Source organism: Microcoleus sp. B4-C1, from assembly GCF_036705285.1.
GTDB lineage: Bacteria > Cyanobacteriota > Cyanobacteriia > Cyanobacteriales > Microcoleaceae > Microcoleus.
The window spans coordinates 52,300-74,352 of sequence record NZ_JAUBUC010000013.1 but is presented as its reverse complement, the minus strand read 5'-3'; the positions used below and the strand labels follow the sequence as shown (position 1 = coordinate 74,352).

19 protein-coding genes are annotated in these 22,053 nt (G+C 45.1%); 16 read left to right on the top strand and 3 right to left on the bottom strand.

Features of this window, described 5'->3' with window-relative positions:
- Nucleotides 1-15: 15 nt before the first annotated feature.
- The 6 genes from QUB26_RS07805 (at nt 16) to bicA (ending at nt 6,128) form a co-directional block, all read left to right on the top strand.
- Complete coding sequence (locus QUB26_RS07805) at nt 16-360, top strand: DUF4870 domain-containing protein (RefSeq protein ID WP_333058248.1); 345 nt, start codon at nt 16-18, stop codon at nt 358-360.
- Between the two features lie 578 nt (nt 361-938).
- Nucleotides 939-1,160: a hypothetical protein gene (locus QUB26_RS07800; protein ID WP_333238176.1), complete on the top strand. Its 222-nt coding sequence runs from the start codon at nt 939-941 to the stop codon at nt 1,158-1,160.
- A gap of 50 nt (nt 1,161-1,210) precedes the next feature.
- A complete protein-coding gene (locus QUB26_RS07795; protein WP_333238174.1) occupies nt 1,211-1,381 on the top strand; it encodes a hypothetical protein in 171 nt (56 codons plus the stop codon).
- 610 nt (nt 1,382-1,991) lie between these two features.
- Complete coding sequence (locus tag QUB26_RS07790; RefSeq protein ID WP_333238171.1) at nt 1,992-3,464, top strand: SulP family inorganic anion transporter; 1,473 nt, start codon at nt 1,992-1,994, stop codon at nt 3,462-3,464.
- A gap of 23 nt (nt 3,465-3,487) precedes the next feature.
- The gene (locus QUB26_RS07785; RefSeq protein WP_333238169.1) at nt 3,488-4,372 is read left to right on the top strand and encodes a universal stress protein; all 885 of its coding nucleotides are present in this window, start codon (nt 3,488-3,490) and stop codon (nt 4,370-4,372) included.
- 49 nt (nt 4,373-4,421) lie between these two features.
- Entirely contained in the window at nt 4,422-6,128 is a 1,707-nt protein-coding gene (gene bicA, locus QUB26_RS07780) for a bicarbonate transporter BicA (protein WP_333238167.1), read from the top strand.
- 801 nt (nt 6,129-6,929) lie between these two features.
- Here the strand turns inward: bicA and QUB26_RS07775 are convergent.
- Nucleotides 6,930-9,905: a CBS domain-containing protein gene (locus QUB26_RS07775; protein ID WP_333317380.1), complete on the bottom strand. Its 2,976-nt coding sequence runs from the start codon at nt 9,903-9,905 to the stop codon at nt 6,930-6,932.
- 316 nt (nt 9,906-10,221) lie between these two features.
- Between QUB26_RS07775 and psbZ the strand changes: the two genes are divergently transcribed.
- The 6 genes from psbZ (at nt 10,222) to QUB26_RS07745 (ending at nt 17,314) form a co-directional block, all read left to right on the top strand.
- Nucleotides 10,222-10,413, top strand: coding sequence for a photosystem II reaction center protein PsbZ (gene psbZ / locus QUB26_RS07770; protein ID WP_190735314.1), 192 nt, complete (start codon nt 10,222-10,224; stop codon nt 10,411-10,413).
- A 220-nt stretch (nt 10,414-10,633) separates the two neighbouring features.
- Nucleotides 10,634-11,227, top strand: coding sequence for a 6,7-dimethyl-8-ribityllumazine synthase (gene ribH, locus QUB26_RS07765; RefSeq protein ID WP_333058250.1), 594 nt, complete (start codon nt 10,634-10,636; stop codon nt 11,225-11,227).
- A 1,329-nt stretch (nt 11,228-12,556) separates the two neighbouring features.
- A complete protein-coding gene (locus QUB26_RS07760) occupies nt 12,557-13,795 on the top strand; it encodes a sedoheptulose 7-phosphate cyclase (RefSeq protein WP_333238163.1) in 1,239 nt (412 codons plus the stop codon).
- Between the two features lie 2 nt (nt 13,796-13,797).
- A complete protein-coding gene (locus QUB26_RS07755) occupies nt 13,798-14,601 on the top strand; it encodes a class I SAM-dependent methyltransferase (protein ID WP_333238161.1) in 804 nt (267 codons plus the stop codon).
- A 290-nt stretch (nt 14,602-14,891) separates the two neighbouring features.
- Nucleotides 14,892-16,286, top strand: coding sequence for an ATP-grasp enzyme (locus tag QUB26_RS07750; protein ID WP_333238159.1), 1,395 nt, complete (start codon nt 14,892-14,894; stop codon nt 16,284-16,286).
- 2 nt (nt 16,287-16,288) lie between these two features.
- Nucleotides 16,289-17,314: an ATP-binding protein gene (locus QUB26_RS07745; protein ID WP_333317378.1), complete on the top strand. Its 1,026-nt coding sequence runs from the start codon at nt 16,289-16,291 to the stop codon at nt 17,312-17,314.
- Between the two features lie 55 nt (nt 17,315-17,369).
- Here the strand turns inward: QUB26_RS07745 and QUB26_RS07740 are convergent, their stop codons facing one another.
- Nucleotides 17,370-18,353 carry a transposase gene (locus QUB26_RS07740; RefSeq protein ID WP_333238155.1) on the bottom strand — a complete coding sequence of 328 codons (984 nt, stop codon included), beginning with the start codon at nt 18,351-18,353 and terminating at the stop codon, nt 17,370-17,372.
- Nucleotides 18,298-18,552 carry a hypothetical protein gene (locus QUB26_RS07735; protein WP_333146151.1) on the bottom strand — a complete coding sequence of 85 codons (255 nt, stop codon included), beginning with the start codon at nt 18,550-18,552 and terminating at the stop codon, nt 18,298-18,300. Before QUB26_RS07735 ends, QUB26_RS07740 begins: the two co-directional genes overlap by 56 nt.
- Nucleotides 18,553-18,885: 333 nt before the next feature.
- On the opposite strand from QUB26_RS07735, the gene QUB26_RS07730 reads away from it, so the two are divergent.
- The 4 genes from QUB26_RS07730 to rimO all read left to right on the top strand — a co-directional run bounded on the left by QUB26_RS07730 (nt 18,886) and on the right by rimO (nt 21,952).
- Entirely contained in the window at nt 18,886-19,521 is a 636-nt protein-coding gene (locus QUB26_RS07730; protein ID WP_333317376.1) for a Uma2 family endonuclease, read from the top strand.
- 1 nt (nt 19,522) lies between these two features.
- Nucleotides 19,523-19,657, top strand: coding sequence for a hypothetical protein (locus tag QUB26_RS07725; RefSeq protein ID WP_333317373.1), 135 nt, complete (start codon nt 19,523-19,525; stop codon nt 19,655-19,657).
- Nucleotides 19,658-19,748: 91 nt separating this feature from the next.
- A complete protein-coding gene (locus tag QUB26_RS07720) occupies nt 19,749-20,384 on the top strand; it encodes a Uma2 family endonuclease (protein ID WP_333317371.1) in 636 nt (211 codons plus the stop codon).
- A gap of 257 nt (nt 20,385-20,641) precedes the next feature.
- On the top strand, nt 20,642-21,952 hold the full coding sequence (gene rimO / locus QUB26_RS07715; RefSeq protein ID WP_006633596.1) for a 30S ribosomal protein S12 methylthiotransferase RimO: 1,311 nt from the start codon (nt 20,642-20,644) through the stop codon (nt 21,950-21,952).
- Nucleotides 21,953-22,053 lie beyond the last annotated feature (101 nt).

Below are 22,053 nucleotides of genomic sequence, written 5' to 3'. Positions count from 1 at the left end.
TCAAGGAAAAGTAATATGTACGACTCTGACAAGCGGAAGCTGCTATCACTGGTGTGCCACGGGGCGATTTTTTTCAGCACGTTACTGTTCTCGATCGGAGCGCCGATCGCTGTATTGTTAGTATCAGATGACCCCGTTGTCAAAGAAAACGCCACAGAAGCCATCAATTTTCACCTTAATGTATGGCTGTACAGCGCCGTAATTGTGGCGTTAACTGTCGTCACTTTTGGTCTTGCTGGCTTTATCCTAGTGCCCCTAGGTTATCTGCTACACTGGGGACTGACAATAATGGCTATCCTCCACGTTTTGCAAACTCCTAACCAACCTTACCGCTACCCTTTTATTTTCCGAATAGTGTAGACAGAAAATCGCGCTTCACCATCGATTTCAACAACCCGATTTCTTTAAGCAGAAACCGGGTTTTTAATTGTTTTATAACTCACATTCGCTCCCCCAAACTGGCAAATACACTGCTTAATATTATGTCCCGTCGATTACCCCTAATACCGTAGGGGCGGGTGCACGAAAAATATCTGCCAATAATTGACAATCTCAAAAACCCGCCCTTTTAATCGCTCGCTCGGACATGATATAAGTGACAAAGAGGGTTGATTGTTGGCGACAAGATTCAGTAAAACAAATTAAAAGTTTGCGAAAGTAAGCATCATCCAGTTGGGGATTCCAGAAAATTGACCTAACATCATGAGTAAAATCTTCTTGATCCATAAAACTTCAAAAATCAGAGTACAATCAACTATTAATTATGGTGTTTTCGCCCTGTTGCAGGGCTGCTGTGAACGCTAAGTTGATATTCCATTGATGCCGTTTCCCACAATATACTAACGTCTTTAGGTTATTTCGCGTAACTCAGATGACGTTAAAACCATGACAAAATCCTTATAGTGCCCTATCTTGAGAGCCTAGAATCGCTAAAACGATTGGCTCATTCCATAGGCAATGCCGCTCTTGAAACGCAATACGGCAATGCCAGAATTAAGCTAACGATCGCAGGGCAATACTTAAGGTGGACACTGTTGAGCGATCGTCAGCAGGCTGATTCGGTTCGTTCTTGTAGGGATATAGTGACCCACGGCTTCAAGTATGGAAAACAGGACTCCAGCTATATTAATAGCACCTATGAGGCGATTCAACAAGTTTAGCCGTTGGTGTAAGAGCGTATCTTTAGGAAGCGCAAGTAATTAAGTTAACGATGCCATTGGATGTTCAATCCAACGAACCGCATAGCGATCGCCTGGTTGGAGCGCGGTTGACATTGATGGAAATGTTGGCGATCGCGCAGGAGCTGGATCAAGTGTTTCCTGGCTACGAAGAGGAAATATATATTTTTATTGCAAATTGTAGAGTCGTCGTGGTATGCTGACTTCAAACCATAAGTTCCCTTGTGGGTATTCATCGGTGAACAGATGCAAGTAATGCAGCAAAAAGCAATCTCTTCAGTAGCCCTAAGTATTGGGAATTGTCCACCCTAGCGTGGAACTAAAGTATTAATGTGACAAAAAGTTGTTGTCATCCAACAGTACAAAGCTTGGCGAGTAAATGCTGGTCTGAGTTGGATTAGTTTGTGTTGCAGTCAGTAAGTTCGCTAGGAAGTGTTTTCAAACTCTATATTTACCGCTCTGTTGGGAAGAAGAACCCCCCAGCCACCCTTAAAAAGGGGGGAGAATGAGTGTCAAAGCTCCACTAAAAAAGGGTGATTTAGGGGTATATCCGGGCTTGAAAACAGACTTTAATCCCTCAGAAACACTCAAGGAATGAGCTTGTAGAAAGGCTCCTTTATAACTTGAAACGAGTTATTGGTTTTCACCAATACATAGTGCGGTGCAGTCTTTATAGATTCTGAATTAAAGCGCCAGCAACAGCTTATTTTCTCCCGATCGTACTCGTTGATCTCACATCGCATGATGGGTGGGATCAAATGAAGTGCGTCAATAGCCTTGCCTTTTTTTCAGACAGCTACTTTAGGAGGAAACTTGAACGGAACAATTCTGAGGCGAGAGTGGTTTTTTAACACTCAGCGAGACATTATGGCAGGTGCAGTCGTGGGACTTGCCCTCATCCCGGAAGCGATCTCCTTTTCGATCATTGCCGGGGTCGATCCCAAAGTCGGGCTTTATGCCTCCTTTATTATTGCCGTCATGACAGCGTTTTTAGGCGGCAGACCAGGGTCAATCTCTGCAGCCACAGGAGCGATGGCTCTGCTGATGATTGATTTAGTCAAAGATCATGGCTTGCAGTATCTATTAGCGGCAACCTTGTTAACCGGGGTTTTTCAAGTTTTGTTTGGGGTGCTAAAACTGGGACGCCAAATGAGATTTGTACCTAGGGCGGTGATGATTGGCTATATCAATGCGCTGGCGGTGTTAATTTTCCTCGCCCAGTTGCCCCAACTGACGAATGTTCCGCCGGCAGTCTATGTGCTGACTGTCCTTTCCTTGGCAATTATTTACATTCTGCCTCGTTTTACCAAAGCAGTTCCCTCTCCCTTGGTGGCCCTAGCGGTGATGACGATCGCTGCGATCGCTCTCAAACTCGATGTTCCCACTGTCGGGGATATGGGAGAGTTACCGACTACCCTACCCTTATTTGCTCTACCCCAAGTCCCGTTAACTCTAGAGACACTAGAGATTATCTTGCCCTATTCCCTGACCTTGGCGATCGTTGGTTTATTGGCTTCGTTTCTCACCGCTTCACTGGTGGATGAACTCACAGATACCCCCAGCGATAAAAACCAAGAAGCCAAAGGACAAGGCATTGCCAATATCGTTACTGGCTTCTTTGGGGGTATGGCTGGGTGTGGAATGATTGGACAATCGGTGATTAATGTGCAGTCTGGCGGACGGGGGAGACTATCAACGCTGGCGGCTGGGGTTTTCCTGTTATTCGCGATTTTGTTTTTGCAAGATTGGGTCAAGCAAATGCCGATGGCGACATTAGTAGCCGTGATGATTATGGTGTCGATCGGTACCTTTCGCTGGTCATCCTTCAAAAATATTTCCCGCATCCCCCGCACAGAAACCGCCGTCATGTTAACGACGATGTTTGTGACAATTTTCACCCGTAATTTTGCCCTCGGCGTAGTGACAGGCATCGTCATGAGTACCGTATTCTTCTCTAACAAGATTGCCCAGTTGGTATTTGTGGATAAAGTGTTGAGTGACGATCGCTCCCATCGCATTTATAAGGTAGCTGGACAAATTTTCTTTTTATCGAGAGATGAATTTCTAGAGTCTTTTGATTTTACAGAACTGGTCGAGCGCGTCACCATTGATTTAACCTATGCTCACCTGTGGGATCAAGGTGCCGTGGAGGTACTGGATAAAGCGGTGCTTAAATTTCGCCGCAATGGAGTAGAAGTAGAACTCATCGGACTAAATGAAGCGAGTACGACATTGTTGAATAAATTGGCAATTTCTCAAAACGCCGATGCCATGAAAAATCAGTAGTATTCTTGCCTTCAATGCCTGAAATGTCAGAAGCTAAAACCCAAATGAAAACTATTTTACTCTGTACCGATGGTTCATCTTTTGCTGAAAACATTTATAGATATGCAGCTTGGTTTGCTATTCAACTAAATGCCCAAATTACAGTCTTGTCTGTCACCGATATTCGCAGCCAAAAAGTAGCGTCTACTGGCAACTTAAGCGGTACTATTGGACTTGGCGCTTCAGAACAATTACTTAACGAATTAGTGAATTTAGAACATGAAAAAGCCAAGCTGAACAATCAACGGGCAAGATTGATTTTACAAAATGCCGCCGAGGCTCTAAAAGCTGAAGGTCTAGAAAAGTTTGATTTAACTCATAAAACAGGATTCCTGGTGGATTGTTTTCATGAGTTTGAAGAAAATTCCGATTTGATTGTTTTAGGTAAACGCGGAGAAGCAGCCGATTTTGCTTCTGGACATTTAGGGGCAAATGTGGATCGAATTGTTCGCAGTAGTCATAAGCCTTGCTTAGTTACTTCCCGTGATTTTAAACCGATTGAGCGCATTTTAGTTGCCTATGATGGTAGTCTAACGGGAAAGAAGATACTGCAATTTTTAGTAGAGAATCCTTTCTTCAATACTTTGGAATTACATCTACTAAAAGTGACGAAAAATGACTCATATCAAAGGGCGAACGCTCGACTTAGTGAAGCAAAAGAAAGATTGCAAGAAGCAGGATTTGAGCCAGTCTGTAGCATCATAGAAGGTGAATCTGAAAAAGCGATCTCCAACTATATTACCCAGCACGATATCAGCCTTTTACTAATGGGCGCTTACGGACATAGCCGCATTCGCCATTTAGTAATTGGTAGTACCACTGCCCAACTGCTTAGAAGTAGCAATATTCCCGTATTGCTATTCCGTTAACTCGACGTAGATAAATTCAGCTTGATTTTTAAGAGAGGAAAAATTTGTCGTGAAAATAACCAATGAAATCCATTTCCGTAACGTACAAGGAGATATTCTTGGGGGGTTAACCGCAGCGGTGGTTGCCTTACCGATGGCATTAGCATTTGGTATCGCTTCTGGTGCAGGTGCTTCTGCCGGATTATGGGGGGCAATATTAGTCGGATTTTTTGCTGCTTTATTTGGCGGTACACCGAGTCTAATTTCTGAACCAACAGGCCCGATGACAGTAATTGTCACCGCAGTTATTAGCGGACTCACGGCTAACAATCCTGAAAATGGCATGGCAATGGCATTTACTGTGGTGATGATGGCAGGAGTAGTTCAAATCCTCTTTGGGGTATTGCGATTGGGGCGGTATATTACGATGCTGCCCTATAACGTGATTTCTGGATTTATGACAGGAATTGGTGTGATTCTGATTTTTATGCAAATAGCACCCTTTTTAGGACAAGCAACTCCTAAAGGTGGTGTCATTGATGTGATCAAGAATCTACCGACTATCATCACTAATCTCAATCCTGCGGAAACTTTTTTAGGGTTAATAACTTTAGCAATTCTGTTCTTTTACCCGACTTCATGGAAAAAGGTTGTACCACCGCAACTGGTGGCTTTAGTTATCGGTACGGCAATTTCTCTAATTTTATTGAGTGGTGTTGAGATTCGCACTATTGCCACTATTGGAAAAATTACTCCCGGTTTGCCTCAATTCCAGATGCCTACTTTTAGCACTGAAAATTGGCAGTTAATGTTTGTTAATGCAATGGTGTTGGGCATGGTGGGCTCAATTGATTGTTTGTTAACTTGCCTCGTGTCTGACAGTCTCACTCGTACCGAACACAAATCCAACAAAGAATTAATCGGGCAAGGTATTGCTAATGTGATTACTGGTTTATGTGGTGGAGTTGCTGGTTCTGGAGCGACAACGGCGACTGTAGTTAACATCCAAGCCGGTGGACGCACTGCATTATCTGGTATTAGTCGGGCTTTAGTGCTGTTAATCGTCGTTTTGTGGGCGGCTCCTCTAACTTCTGGCATTCCCCTGGCTGTGTTAGCTGGGATTGTCTTAAAAGTAGGGATCAATATTATTGATTGGGCTTTCCTCAAACGGGTTCACAAAATTTCTTGGAAGGCAGCCGGCATTGTCTATACTGTGGTATTTCTCACGGTGTTTGTCGATTTAATGATAGCTGTTGCCGTAGGGGTATTTATTGCTAATATCTTGACAATCGAGCGCCTTGAGCAACTTCAATCCAATTCCGTGAAAGCGATTACTGACGCTGACGATCAAATTGTCCTCACTGAGAAAGAAAAGCAACTGTTAGATTTAGCAAACGGTCGAGTTTTACTGTTCCATCTCAGCGGGCCAATGATTTTTGGTGTTGCCAAAGCCATTGCTAGAGAACATAGCGCTATTGCCAATTATGATGTTTTGATTGTCGATTTAGGTGAAGTTCCTATGCTGGGCGTAACGTCTTCTTTGGCAATCGAAAATGCGATTAAAGAGGCGATTGAGGCTGGGCGGCAAGTGATTGTTCTTGGGGCAACAGGGAAGGTAAAACGTCGCTTAGAAAAGTTAGGTATTGCTGGTTTAATTCCCGGACATCACTGGATGGGCGATCGCCTGAGTGCACTACAAGAAGGTTTAGCGATGGTTCGTGAAAAGCAAGGCTATAGCTACGATGAAACGGGCACACCTTTTCCTTCTCTGTCTTAATCAAAACGTATCTGTGGAGGGGCTGTTCAAAACCAGTAACAGCCTTGTCTGCAGAAGATTGCAGGCTATCAGAGTTCAAAAACTAAGTAAGAAGTGTACAGAATGAAAAAAAACTATAAATAAGTGAAACTTACGAGTGGGAGGATCATATTTTGGTTACAGAAGCACTAAGCCCAGTTTGTGTATAAAGAAGTACACACCTACATCAAAAATGGAATTGAGTTGCATAAATGTGACATCGTATTTGATGTAGGAGCAAATATTGGCTTCTTTATTCTGCCTCGCTTCACGAAAGCGGTGCCTTCGCCATTAGTGGCAGTTGTACTAATGACCGTTGCTGCGATCGTTCTATTGAAATTTTCCACCAATTCTATCTCTAGCAGGTGTCTTAAAACTTAATACAATATTTTTCCAATAAAAATCCCGCTCTTGTGGAACGGGAAAGCCATCAGGGTGCATCTATATATATGTCACTATAACTCATAGGGGGTATAACCCCTCGTAGCTTTATCGAATCTTTACGATCACAAAAATTTTGTAAAGATTGAGGTTTTTAGTTGACGGATCAGCGGTTTTATGAAATTAAAAGGGAAAATGCTGACATTTATAAAATCAAGTGAGTTTGCAAGGAGAATTGCGATTAAACCAGGAGCGATGTTTCTTCACCTTAATTCTCGAAATATCAATAATGTGCGATCGCCTGGTTAGGCTGTTTAGGATTGAAAACTTAAATTTTAGTAGAGTGCGTCAGCAATTAGCTAATCAATTAGATAAAAAATAACGCGCTGCTGACGCACCTTACTAAGCTTGAGGATAACGTTGTGCTAAGAAAGAGATAGCAGCAGCCCGATCGCCCAAATCGCCATCCAACTTCGCCGCCAACAAATCATCCAACATTCGTTTAAACCCAGGCCCCGGCTTATAACCCAAAGCCTTCAAATCGTTGCCATTCAAAGGCGGCTCAACATTCGCCCATTTGGTGAGATATTCCCAGATTTGGCGGCGTGCACTTCGCGGACTTTGTAGGGCGATCGCAATTAACACCGGCAATTCATAATTCCTCAACAGCAACACCAACTGACTCGGCAACTCGCACTTAGGCAAATTCTCCGCTAACTGCTTCTTTCCGGCTTCCAAAACTTCCAACCGCTTAATGCTGTCAGCAGGTAACTGAAGATTTGCAGCCACCTTGCCGCGATATTCCGGTGCTACATAAGCTATCAAAACTTCCAGCCGCATCTGCCAATCGGGAATATTGATAATAGGGAATGGGGAATTGGGAATTGGGGATTGAGCCTTGAGAATAGTTGCTTTTTCTTTTTCTTCCTTCTTCCGTATTCCCTCTTCCTTATTCCCTCTGACTCGTGACTCACCCTCAATCGTTAATCCGTGTATCCGTGTCAAAATCCGTGTCGTGCCTTCCTTCTTCCTTCCTTGCAAACACCGATCGAGCAAACGCAGTTGCCGCCACAACTCCCGATCCAACTCCAAACTAGGATGAATGCAGCGCAAAGCCTGCAAATCTCCCAGCATTTGCAAAGCAACTTTCCAGTAAGGAGCTTGCAAAATGTATTTCAATTCACTTTTCAGCCTAGTTTCCAAAGCCGGAGCTCGGCCGTTTTCCCCCTGAATTCGGTAATAAATCCCGCTGGCCAAAGCGTTGCGTATGTATCCTTCCGTCTGTGGCTCAATTTCAAATCCCAACCGCACCGCAAACCGCACCGCGCGATAAATTCGCGTCGGATCTTCGATAAAACTATTGGCGTGCAAAACTCGAATTTGCTTCGATTCCAAATCCAGCAAACCGCAGAAAAAATCTAACAATTCGCCGCTGCGAGGAACACCCAACCGCACAGCCAGCGCATTAATTGTAAAATCCCTGCGGTACAAATCTTGGCGAATTGAACTCGCTTCAACTTCAGGATTTGCAGCCGGATAAGGGTAAAATTCAGTGCGAGCCGTAGCGATATCCACCCACAGCGAGCCGAAAGCAGAGTCTTTGTGCCACAAAAGCGCGGCGGTTTGAAATTGACCGTGAACGTCCAAACGCGATTCTGGGTAAAGTTTTTGCAGCGAGGAAGCTAACTCGACACCAGCACCGGAATCATCGGAACCGCACTTTCCATCCACAACCAAATCGATATCTGTTAGGGCAACAGGCAAGATGCCTGTTCCACAAGAGTTTAATGTTGTGGGGTGGGCATCTTGCCCGCCCTTGGTATCATCCGTCGCCAACAGTAAATCCCGGACTGCTCCACCCACAATATAAAGTTGCCAGCCGCGGTTTTGGGCAATATTGGCGGCGATCGACAATAATTGCCATAATTCGGGACTGATGCGCGATCGCAACAACTGCTCAACCGATTCGGACACAGCACAATAAGAGAATTCTGCACTACTTCCCCTGTCTCGCGCTTTTTGCTGGTGCAATTCCCGCAACACATCAGTCCGAGTCACAATTCCCATCAGTTGACCGTTTTCCAATACTGGCAAGCGCCCGATATCGTATGTCACCATTAAAGATTCAATTTCCGGCAGCAAGGTATCTGGGGCGATCGTTTTTAACTGCGGACTCATGTAACCCTTCACCGGGGCGTGGCTGAAACCGTGGTGCAGGGCAATGTCAATGTCGCGGCGCGAGATAATGCCGGCGAGCCGATCGCCCGCATCGACCACAGAAAGCCCTGAATGTCCGTAACGTAGGAGGATACGGTGAGCTTCCCCCACCGAGGTTTCCGGGCGAATACTCCGCACTGGAGACGACATTAATTCGCGGGCTGTCGGAGGGTGGGGAATTTGAGTTTTGAGTTCGTCAGCTAACTGATTTAAAGTCAGCAGGGGGTCAACATCGCGGGTAGCGAGGGAAGCGGCGCGGGCGTGGCCTCCCCCGCCGAAGGGTTTGAACAATTCGCTGAGGTTTGTACCTTCGATGCGCGATCGACCGATAATAGTTAATCGATTGGAAACTGGCGATTCGGGAGCGATGTTGCGGTTGTTGTCGTTTTCGCTAAATTTATAAACATTGCCTAACAGCAGAGCATCGGTTTCCGTTAAATCGAGCAAGCGAGAAGCCAGCGAAGAAAGTCCCGGAACATAAGCTTCAGTAGACAGCAGCACCCAGGCTACGCTGTAACCGTGCAAAGTTTCCGATCGCAAATTCTTGAGCGCTTCTCTCAGCAAATCTTGCAATTGAGGAGACAAAGCGGGTTCTACATATTCAGCTATTACCCCCAAACTCGCTCCCTGTTCCATCAACCAGGCCAAAGCTATGGCATCTCGCGCAGTTGCGCCCTCAAAGGTGAGGGAACCTGTATCGACGTGGATGCCGAGGGCCATTACTGTTGCTTCCGAAGGCAGAAGGCGGAAGGGTATGTCGCTGTTTTCTGCTTGATTTTTGAGTTTTTCGACAATTAATGTTGTGCTGGCTCCGACTGCTTCGATCTGCGTAACAGTAGCGGGGATGTCTGAATGCGCCTCTAGGTGGTGGTCGAAAATAGCAATTTCCCTTACTTGTGGCAAATCCAGCCACTCGGCGGCTTTTCCCAAGCGATCGCGCCCGGAGGCATCAACTATAGTAATCGATCGAATTTGTTGCGGATTGACCGATCGGCGTTCAATCAGTGGGTACTCGTCGCGGTGTAGCGCCAAAAAATCCCGCACTGTCGGATGACACCCGCCCGTCAATACGATCCTGCTACCAGGGCGCAGCACGCAAAGTCCCACCGCCGCCCCCAAGGCGTCAAAATCTGCTGTTGTGTGGCACAAAACTAAGTCCATAGCCGAAAATCCCGCATCTCTAACTCAAACAGTAGCAATTTCTCGCCCTCTGAAACCGGATGTGTCGATCGGGCTTTAAGTTAACCTTTCCAGTTTTCTGTGCTGTAACGAACAATGATAAAATTGATAAAAATCTTAAGAGCCGCTGACGCCTGTTCGCGCAACGCCCGAATTTGCCTGGGTTCTTTCGTATCAATCAACCGACAATTTCTCGATCGACTATCGGGAAACTGTCAAAAACTAGAATTTGGAAGATTTTTTTCGGTTCTGGGAAACTATTTCCGATCAACGCACGGTTATATCGAAAGGAGAAAAGATGTTATCAATTCTGTTTCAAGTGGTTTTACTGGGTCTGGTACTGCTGTCTTTTGTGATGGTCGTTGGCGTGCCAGTTGCTTATGCCTCTCCCCAAAACTGGAATCAGTCTAAATCCCTGATTTATGTCGGATCGGGTCTGTGGTTTTTGCTGGTTATTGCAGTGGGTGTATTGAACTTTTTAGTCGTTTAATTTCACCCAAGTCTATCGGATAAAGAAGGTAAAAGATAGAAGGATGAAGGCATTCACCAGCGATTAAAAGGCATTCGGCAGAAGCTAGGCATTTTCCAGACCGCGCGATTCTGTATGTTTTTGCACTTGAGATTCAGATGAGATGCTGCTGCTTTCTGACTTTTGCCTTCTCACAAACACAACTCTAAAACCTAAAATCTAAAATCTAAAGTAGAACACTATGACTGTTTTCGAGGGAACTTTTACTCACACCGAATCTTTGCGATTTGCGATTGTCATCGGTCGTTTTAACGATTTGGTGGTTAACAAACTTTTGGAGGGATGTCAAGATTGTTTGAAACGCCACGGGGTTGATATTAATCCTCATGGATCTCAGGTGGACTTTTTTTGGGTTCCGGGAAGTTTTGAGATTCCTTTGGTGGCGCGCCAAGCGGCTCTTTCTCACCGCTACGATGCGGTAATTTGTCTGGGTGCGGTAATTCGGGGCCAAACTCCTCATTTCGATTTTGTGGCTGGTGAGGTTGCTAAGGGAATTGCTGCTGCTGCTTTTCAGACAGGGGTGCCGGTGATTTTTGGGGTGGTGACGACTGACACGATGCAGCAAGCTTTGGAAAGGGCTGGAATTAAAAGCAATTTGGGCTGGAATTATGCGATGAGTGCTTTGGAAATGGGTACTTTGATGCGCCAAGTTAAGGGTTTGGGAACACACTCTTACGATCATCGATTAACTACAGGATCTGCTGCTCAAGTGCTTTCGGGCGAAGGAAATCTGTCGCTCGCCCCCGATGTATCGTCGGATCAAATCCCCTCTTAAATTGGGCTAAGCTGTTACGCATTTAAATTGGAAATTCGGGACAGGCTAGAAGCCCGTCCCACAAAAGTTTTAGTGATTTTTGACACACAATTTAAATGTAGAACAGCTTAGCAGTATTTTTAAGCTCAAAAAACATCAAGATTTGCATCGGGAAAAATCTTAAGACTCTTGTGGGGTGGTGATTATACCCGCCCCCAAGGTAAAAATTCCACTCTGGGTCGATCGACAAATTAGACCAATATCTTGCCCATTGGAAATGGGTACTTTGATGCCTCAAGTTAATAGTTTGGGCGGCAATTTTGACCAATAATTTCAAAGGTGGTACCCGCCACGTCATTTATCCGTGGAATCAATCCAAAATCTAAAATCTAAAATCCTCCAGCCCCCGCATTTATCTCGCGCAAGTCAATTCTAAAATCTAAAATCTAAAATCTAAAATCTAAAATCTAAAATCTAAAATCGATTGACGCTCCATTACCTGCGTCTGCTGCTGTTAAAGTGCTGTCGGGCGATCGGGCTTGATTTATAGCAATCCTAAATGATTCGTGTAATTCTTGTAGGGGCAAACCCCCCGTGGTTGCCCCGATGCAGGCTGGGGTAGGCACTCTTAGCACTACCCCTACATATTTTTACAAATGATGCGAGGATTGCTATATGTTCCCAGGAAATTTCGTAATCTAAAATCCAGGTTTATTATTCCCTTTATTAACTAGGCATTAATCGGCTGATTGGATATTTAATTTGGTTGATAATGGACCTCTTGCAAAAATAACTAGGACGGGATCTGGGGCCCATCCCACAAAAGTTATTTTTTCTTGTGGGATGGGCGTCCCGCCCGTCCAATAAATTTATGAAAAGGACTTTTGCAAGAGGTCTAATCAACTGGAAATACACAGCGAACCCGCTCAAAAAAGATAAAGTGATTTCAACGATCGATCGCAACGAGTCGTTTCAATAGATGAGGCTGCTGTAATTTCGGGTTTTCGCGATTTGTCTCTGGATAATATGATATTAAAAAAAAATATATCAAATTTTACTGAATCTGGTTGCATAAAGATGAGAAATTCGTTATGTTAAATTTTGTGTAAGCATTGAGGCGGTCTCAAATCAATCCTCAAAATGCTTTAAGTATAAATACTCGATAAGCAGTATTTAACCTAGTCTTAACAAACAACTCTGAAAGTAAATTTTTAGGTGAATTGTTAAGTTCATATTAAATGACAAATTGTCAAGTTAATGTCTAGGAAGTTTGCCAGCAAAAGGATTGATACTTTTGAAGCTCGCCCAGATACTTACAGTTACTGATCAACATGAAAGTGCAAAAATCTTATGGGTGACATTCAAGCTACGTTTACATCTACCGATAGAGCTTTTCAAATTGAGGGGTACGAAAAAATAGATTTCAGCTTGCTCTACGTAGATGGTGCTTTCAAGCTGGAGAATCCTGAGATTGCGGATAGTTACCGCCAATTTGGTCGCTGTTTAATGGTTGTAGATGAAACAGTCTATGGTCTTTATGGTGGACAGATGCAGGATTATTTCAAGCATCACGAGATAGATTTAACAGTCTTTCCAGTTAATATCAAGGAACCTGATAAGACCTTAAAAACTTTTGAAAGCATCATAGATGCCTTCGTTGATTTCGGACTCGTGCGGAAGGAGCCTGTTTTGGTAGTCGGTGGTGGATTGACGACAGACGTAGCTGGTTTTGCCTGCTCATCCTATCGCCGTCGGACTAACTACATTCGCGTACCGACAACTTTAATTGGGCTGATTGATGCCAGTGTGGCAATCAAAGTAGCTGTGAACCACGGTAAGCTGAAAAACCGCCTCGGCGCTTACCACGCTTCGCAGAAAGTAATCTTAGATTTCTCCTTTCTGAAAACTCTGCCGATCGACCAAATACGAAACGGCATGGCAGAGTTAATTAAGATCGCCGTAGTAGGCAACAAAGAAATCTTCGAGTTGTTAGAAAACTACGGCGAAGCATTGCTGCACAGCCATTTTGGTTATTTAGACGGCACATCTGAACTGCGCGAAGTGGCCCATCGCTTAACCTACAACGCGATTCAGTCAATGCTGGCCTTAGAAGTACCAAACCTCCACGAGCTAGATTTGGATCGAGTGATTGCCTATGGTCACACTTGGAGTCCGACGCTGGAACTAACACCGGAAATTCCGATGTTCCACGGCCATAGTGTCGCCATCGATATGGCTTTTTCGGCCACCATTGCCCAACTGCGGGGCTACATTTCGATCGCCGATCGCGATCGCATCTTAAGATTAATGAGCCGCCTCGGACTAGCAATAGACAGCCCTTATCTCACATCAGAACTGCTCTGGAAAGCCACAACATCGATCAGTCGTACCCGCGACGGCCTTCAGCGTGCAGCAGCTCCATGCCCCATTGGTGACTGCTTTTTCATGAATGATTTGACTCGAACTGAGTTGGATGAAGCCCTAGAGGTGCATCGAGAAATCTGTCAGGGCTATCCGCGTCATGGTGATGGCGAGGATATGTATGTGGTATTGCAGAAAGTTGCAACTCGTTCCACAGCCGGGGTATAAAGATGAGACCCGTTACCCCAGTCGGGATTTTAGCCTCTTTACTCGAAAGTCTCGCCTCGCAAGTAGAAAAAATCGATAATCTCGATCGAGCTTTCAAGGCCCAATTACAACAAGCCTACGAATTAGCAAACGGTCTCGATCCGTACCTGAACCTTTGTACCACGCCGGAATCTCCCGCCTTAGCCACGTTAGTAAAGCGCACCCAATCAGAAGATTGGAGTAAGCGATTCTCTGACGGCGAGACAGTGCGCCACTTGGAACAGGAAATGCTTTCGGGCCATGTGGAAGGCCAAATGCTGAAGTTTCTCGTCCATCTCACCAAAGCACAGCGCGTACTGGAAATAGGGATGTTTACCGGGTACTCAGCACTAGCAATGGCCGAAGCCCTGCCAGTGGATGGAGTGGTGGTAGCCTGCGAAGTAGATGCTTACGTCGCTGAATTTGCCCAGAAGTGTTTTCACGAATCTACTGCCGGCCACAAAATCTCAGTGAAGGTGGCACCGGCTCTAGAAACCATGAAACAATTGGCTGCTAATGGAGAAGTGTTCGATTTGGTATTTATCGATGCTGATAAAGCTGGATACATAGACTATCTCGATTTACTCCTAACTACCGGGCTGTTGGCTCCCAATGGCTTGATATGTGCAGACAATACTCTGATGCAGGGACAGCCCTACTTGTCAGGTACTGCTACTGATAACGGAGTTGCGATCGCCAAATTCAACCAGGCTCTAGTTGACGATCCGCGCGTAGAGCAAGTGTTAGTGCCGCTCAGAGATGGATTGACCTTAATTCGGCGCGTTTAGAGCGTGTTCTCTTGCCCCGGAGATTCCCTCAATCAGGCCAGCTAGGAGGGGTCAAAGTCCTCATGCGGATTTAGCCGGATCGGATCTGTGCCACCGGAATTCATATAATTCATCTGCGTTAATCTGTGTTTATCTGCCCTCATCTGCGGTTTAAAAAAGATAATTTCTTCACCGCAGATGACAGTGGATGGACGCAGATTAAGCAGATTAAAACAAGAGAGATATGAATAATTCGGATGCTAACAGATTTGATATTACCTTTAATTAGAGTGTTTACTTACTAGAAAATTATGCTCGAAACAGTTTCTGTGGCAGCGATGCCATCTGAACAGGAAACAAACACTGGGAATAGGCGCTTCCAGACTGCATTCAAAACCATAGCCACATTAATTTTGCTGCTATTAGTAATGCCCCTGAATATTGCTTTAACTGCGATCGCCCTACTGAGATCCATCATCCTCAAACCGTTTCAGTCTCGATCGACTACAGCCACTCCCCAAACGATTTTAATCAGTGGCGGCAAGATGACCAAAGCATTGCAGCTAGCCCGATCGTTCCATAATGCCGGTCATCGGGTAATTTTGGTTGAAAGCGAGAAATACTGGCTGACGGGTCATCGTTACTCTTGGGCAGTCGATCGCTTTTACACAGTACCAAATCCCCAGACAGAGGAATACCCCCAAGCACTCTTAAAAATTGTCCAACAAGAGAAAGTTAATGTTTACGTTCCCGTTTGTAGTCCAGTCGCCAGTTACTACGATGCCGAAGTCAAAAGGGTACTTTCTGGACACTGTACGGTAATGCACGTAGATGTCGAAACTCTGCAACGTTTGGATGATAAATATGATTTTGCAAAAGCCGCGGCAGCATTGGGGCTGCGAGTTCCGAAGTCTTATCGCATTACTAATCCGCAGCAAGTAATCGATTTTGATTTTAGTGATGCACAGCGTCCATATATTATCAAAAGTATTCCCTACGATTCTGTCCGCAGGTTAAACTTAACTAAATTACCCTGCGAAACCCCATCAGAAACTGCCGCTTTTGTCAACTCATTACCAATTTCTGAGAGTAAACCTTGGATTATGCAAGAGTATATTCCAGGGCAAGAATTCTGCACTCACAGTACAATTCGTGATGGTCATCTTCAGTTGCACTGTTGCTGTGAATCGTCGGCTTTTCAGGTGAATTACCAGAATGTCGATCGCCCGGATATCGGAAATTGGATTCGTCAATTTGCCAAGAGTCTCAATCTGACAGGACAAATTTCCTTTGATTTCATTCAGGCGGCGGATGATGGAGAGATTTACGCGATCGAATGCAACCCCCGCACCCATTCAGCCATCACGATGTTTTACAACCATCCCGATGTGGCAAAAGCTTATTTGGATCTCGACCCTTTACCACAGACTGTGCAGCCTTTGGCATCAAGTCGCCCGACTTACTGGATTTACCATGAAATTTGGCGATTGGTGACTCATTTGCGATCGCCGAAGCTCGTTTCTGAGCGGTTACAAATTATCGCCCAAGGCAAAGATGCTATCTTCGAGTGGGACGATCCGCTGCCGTTTTTGATGGTGCATCATTGGCAAATTCCCTTGTTGTTATGGGGAAATTTACAGAAGCCGAAAGAGTGGATTCGGATTGATTTTAATATTGGCAAACTTGTGGAAATAGGGGGAGATTGAGGATGTCAGTAGTACGGGTTTTGCATTTAGTCGGATCGGCAGTTAGCGATTTTTTCTGTAATTTATCGCGCCTTTATGCAGAAGATTGTCTGAAAAATACTGCTAATTCAGCACTCTATGAATTTCATATTGCCTATATTTCTCCCGATCACCAATGGCGTTTTCCTACATCTCTCGATCAAGGTGCGATCGCAGCGGCTAATCCCATGTCTCTAGCGGGCGCTGTGCAGGTGCTGACACAGCTAAAGATTGACGTAATGGTACCGCAGATGTTTTGCATCCCCGGCATGACTCAATACCGTAGCTTGTTCGATATGCTGAGTATTCCTTATGTGGGTAATCCGGCAGAGTTGATGGCGCTGGTGGCTGATAAAGCGAAGACTAAGGCAGTAGTAGCAGCCGCTGGGGTAAGTGTACCGTTGGGAGAAGTTGTCCGCGCGGGCGATCGACCTTCGATTGATTTTCCGGTGGTGATCAAGCCGCTGAATGCGGATAATTCTCTGGGAGTTGCCTTAGTTAAAAATGCTGCTGACTATGATGCGGCTTTGCAGACAGCATTGACTCATTCAGAGGAAGTGCTAGTAGAAAAATTCATTGAATTGGGTAGAGAAGTTCGCTGTGGGATTATTGTCCAAGCCGGCGAGCTCGTCTGCTTGCCGCTGGAAGAGTATGCTGTGCATCCTGATACGAAGCCAATTCGGAGTTATGCCGATAAGCTGAAACAAAATGACGATGGCAACTTGAGTTTGACTTCTAAGGATAGTACCAAGTCGTGGATAGTTGACACCAGCGATCCGATTACGGAGAGAGTTTGGGCCCAGGGCAGAAAATGCCACATCGCTTTGGGTTGTCGCGATTATAGTCTATTTGATTTTCGCATCGATCCGCAGGGACAACCTTGGTTTTTGGAAGCGGGGCTGTACTGTTCTTTTGCTCAGAAAAGTGTGCTTTCTGCAATGACGAAAGCATCAGGAACTTCTCTGGATACTTTTTTTGAAAGTATGTTGCAAAATGCCTTGCAGAGATGACTCAGGCTGAGTTTGCGATCGGAGTAGCTAAAACATCACAAAATTTGTAAACTACCTACGCTGACGCAAGCGTACAGCGTAGGCTTTCAGTAGCCCTAGAATCAATTGGACAAGCCAACAATTCTGAACCTCTAGGCTGGTTTACACTCAGCCCCACTAAAGCTATCATCAACGAGCCATTATTATCAGCATCCCCAATCCATCCACAAGCTTTATTACTACACTTAAAAGACTTATTGTTTCTGAGTCCAATGTGCAGACAACAATGACAGGTTTGACTGGTATAAGCAGGGTTAACTGCTAGGATCTCAATTCCTTCTTTTATTCCTTTGTATTCGAGAAATTGACGCAGTTGGTAGAAAGCCCAAGAATTAGACCGTCTTCGTTCAGTCTTGTTTCTCGGTTTCTGATTGGTTCTACCTCGAATACCTGTTAAATCCTCAATAGCAATGAGGGATTGAGATTGCTTGGCTTCGTTAATGATAGCTTTGGATATATTATGGTTTAACCATGCCTGATACCGTCTCTCTCTACCCGATAACCGTTTCAAGATGTTTCTAGCTCTACGTCTAGTTGACCTTGTGCCTAGAGTAGCTTTCTTTTGGAGAGAAGCCCGAACCCGATTAAATTTATCTCTTTTGTCTTGAATTTCTTTTCCAGACCATGACTTCCCTGTACTGGTTACAGCGATATCGCGTCTGCCAAAATCGACCCCCATGACATGACTGGTTTTCAAAGGGGATGGTACATCATTTTTAACTTGAATATGGATATACCAATCCCCATCTTTATGTTGACATAATTGTGCGGAAATTGGATTTTGACCTGAGAGTTGACCGCGATGATAATTACTAACTCTCATTGGTATTTTGATTCGTTTTCCCGTGGTACTGATACTAGCTAAATAGCCGTCTTCAATCAAACGGAAAGTACGAGAATCACAGTCAAAACTGGTAGGCTTGAATCCTTTAACTTTTTTGCCTTTATATTTGGCAGTTAAACGATTCGCACCGACTCGCTTCACAAGCTCTAACAACATGATTAGCGGTTAAACCAAAACGCTCTTTAACGTCTTGATAACAAACTGCTTGGATTGAGTTTCTCTCTGTCAAACTCGCCTTAACGTTGTTATTAATATAGTTGCAAGCATCAGCAAACGCCTTGGTAGTATCGTCTAATAATTGACGCTGTTCTGGCGTAGGTTGAAGCTTTACCACTAGGGTTAAGACTTGTTTCATCGACTTTTAAAACTCACGCTTATGACATGATAGCTTAAAAAGCAGTGCTACGCAAGTCCGAACTTTGTTGGTCGCAATTCCTCTCAACGCTCACCCTATCGGGTAGAGCGTGAGCCTCCTTGCGACATTAAAGGTGAAATAATGATCGTATCAAGAACTTCTGTGGATACTTTTAGATTCAGTCGATCGGCGCGATCGGTATTTTGACATTGTGGGCCACCTAAAATAGCAAACTTCACTTCCTATGTCAAGTCTTTTCCGTATTTTACGGAAAAGACTTGTGTCATCTTCTAGCTTTCCGCATACTAATCACCAGACAGAGGAAACCACAACATGATCCAAACCATATCGAAAACAATCACGTTTGATGAGTTCGTTGCCTGGTATCCAGAGAACTCTGTCCATAAGTACGAACTACATAATGGAGTAATTGTTGAAATGCCTTTAGGAACCGGCCGCCATTCCCGCGTTATAGGTTTCATCCGTTCAAAACTATCAATCGAAATTGACCGCCGCTCCTTACCTTATTCCATCCCCGGCGACTGCTTGCTCAAACCCGTCCGCAACGAGGCGGGCTACCTGCCAGACGCAGTTGTCCTAGACGAAGCAGCTCTCGCAAGAGAACCGCGCTGGGATAGGGAATCCATCATCACGATGGGGTCTTCGGTGCGACTGGCTGTAGAGGTCGTCAGTACAAATTGGCAAGATGATTACCTGGTTAAAGTAGCTGATTATGAAAGATTGGGTATCTCGGAATATTGGGTTGTGGATTATGCTGCTTTGGGCGGCAGACGCTTCATTGGCAATCCGAAACAACCTACTATCTCGGTTTACCAGTTAGTTGACGGGGAATATCAAATCAGCCTGTTTCGGGGAGATGACATAGTTGAGTCGCTGGCATTCCCAGAGTTGAGGTTGACTGTCGAGCAGATTTTTCGAGCCGGTCTGCCTGCAACTGAGCCAAGCTAGAATGAATGGGGCGATTCGGTATCAAAAGGATATCAAATGGGTACAAAAGGACACCAGTTTTGTGACAAATCGGCGTTTTGTACCAAGTGCTGTTTTGTCGGGACGGGCGATCGGACTACTATCAGCTACAGTCTAATTTGTCAAGCTTTAGAGACAACGTTGTCTCTAAAGCTTGTGTCATATTTTAGCTTTCCGCATACTAATCACCAGACAGAGGAAATCACAACATGATCCAAACCATATCGAAAACAATCACGTTTGATGAGTTCGTTGCTTGGTATCCAGAGAACTCTGTCCATAAGTACGAATTACGCAACGGAGTAATTGTTGAAATGCCTTTAGGAACTGGTGACCATTCCGATGTTACGGGTTTCATCTCCAGTGAAATCAATTTTGAAATCAGGCGACTGCAATTACCCTACTCAATTCCAGGTGACTGCTTATTCAAGCTTTCCCGTGACGAGGCAGGTTATCAACCAGACGTAATAGTCCTAGACAGAACCGCACTTGCAAATGAACCACGCTGGAAAAAAGAATCTATCATCACGATGGGGTCTTCAGTGCGACTAGCTGTAGAAGTAGTCAGTACGAACTGGCAAGATGATTACCTGGTTAAAGTAGCCGATTATGAAAGACTGAGTATCCCAGAATATTGGGTTGTGGATTATGCTGCTTTGGGCGGCAGACGCTTCATTGGCAATCCGAAACAACCTACTATCTCGGTTTACCAGTTAGTTGACGGGGAATATCAAATCAGCCTGTTTCGGGGAGATGACATAGTTGAGTCGCTGACTTTCCCAGAGTTGAGGTTGACTGCCGAGCAGATTTTTCGAGCCGGTCTGCCTCTAGCCGAGCCTACCTAGAACGAATGCGACGATCGGGTATCAAAAGGATATCAAATGGAGTACAAACCGCATCATCAAGGGGTGGCTGACGCACGGGTGGTCAGAAACCGGGTTTTTTTGCGAGACTTCTTTACAGTCGCAGAAACTTCCGAAAACCCGGTTTCTTTGGTTTTGATGCTGAATTCCCGGTTCAAATCCATGCAACATTGCAAGTTGTCAAATTGTGTGATATCATAAAACGTTCTTAGAAATAGCGCAACAGCAAATATTACTGCATGGCAACGAAGCCAACGATCGCATTTACTCACCTCGGCTGCGAAAAAAATCGCATCGATACCGAACACATGATTGGCTTGCTGGCTCAAGCGGGCTATCAAGTAGATTCTAATGAAGAATTAGCTGATTATGTTGTAGTCAATACTTGCAGTTTTATCCAAGCGGCGCGAGAAGAGTCAGTCCGCACCTTGGTAGAATTGGCAGAAGCTAATAAAAAAGTAGTCATCACCGGCTGCATGGCACAGCATTTTCAGCAGGAATTGCTGGACGAATTGCCCGAAGCAGTGGCAATTGTCGGCACCGGCGACTATCACAAAATCGTCAATGTTATGCAGCAGGTGGAAAAGGGCGATCGAGTTTCCCTCGTCTCCTCAGAACCTACTTACATCGCTGACGAAACTACTCCCCGCTACCGCACGACATCGGAAGGTGTCGCTTATCTGCGAATAGCAGAAGGCTGCGACTACCGCTGTGCATTTTGCATTATCCCGCACTTGCGCGGAAATCAACGATCGCGGACGATCGAATCTATCGTCGCCGAAGCTAAGCAATTAGCCTCCGAAGGGGTAAAGGAAATTATCTTAATTTCTCAAATTACCACCAACTACGGCAAAGATATTTATGGCGAACCGAAACTAGCCGAACTGCTTCGGGCTTTGGGTGAAGTAGATGTACCTTGGATTCGGATGCACTACGCCTATCCTACAGGTTTGACTCCGCAAGTTGTCGAGGCAATCCGCGAAACGCCCAACGTTTTGCCGTATTTGGATTTACCCCTGCAACATTCCCATCCCGAAATTTTGCGGGCGATGAATCGGCCTTTTCAAGCTGGGATCAATGATGCCATAGTCGATCGGCTCAAAGCAGCACTTCCCGGCGCTGTGATGCGGACAACTTTTATTGTTGGCTTCCCCGGCGAAACGGACGAACACGCAGCACACTTGCTGGAATTTGTCAAGCGCCATGAATTCGATCACGTAGGAGTTTTTGTATTTTCGCCAGAAGAAGGAACCCCAGCCTTCAGCTTGCCTCAGCAAATACCTGCAGAAATAATGGAAATGCGGCGAAATTCGGTAATGGCGGCACAACAACCTATATCATTGAAGAAGAATCAAGAGTCTGTCGGTCAGGTAGTTGATGTCCTGATAGAACAAGAACAACCAGAGACAGGCGAGTTGATTGGTAGATCCGCTCGGTTTTCCCCAGAAGTAGATGGACTCGTCTACGTCACAGGAGAAGCGCGGCTGGGTTCAATCGTATCTGTGAAAATTACTGGTGCAGATGTCTACGACCTCTACGGTCAAGTGTAAGTATTGCTGGAACTGTTGCCTGAGACGGTGCGGCGAACAAAAACCGGACACGAGCCAAAAATGATTAGCGGATTGTGCAACAAAAGTAACGGTTAGTACAC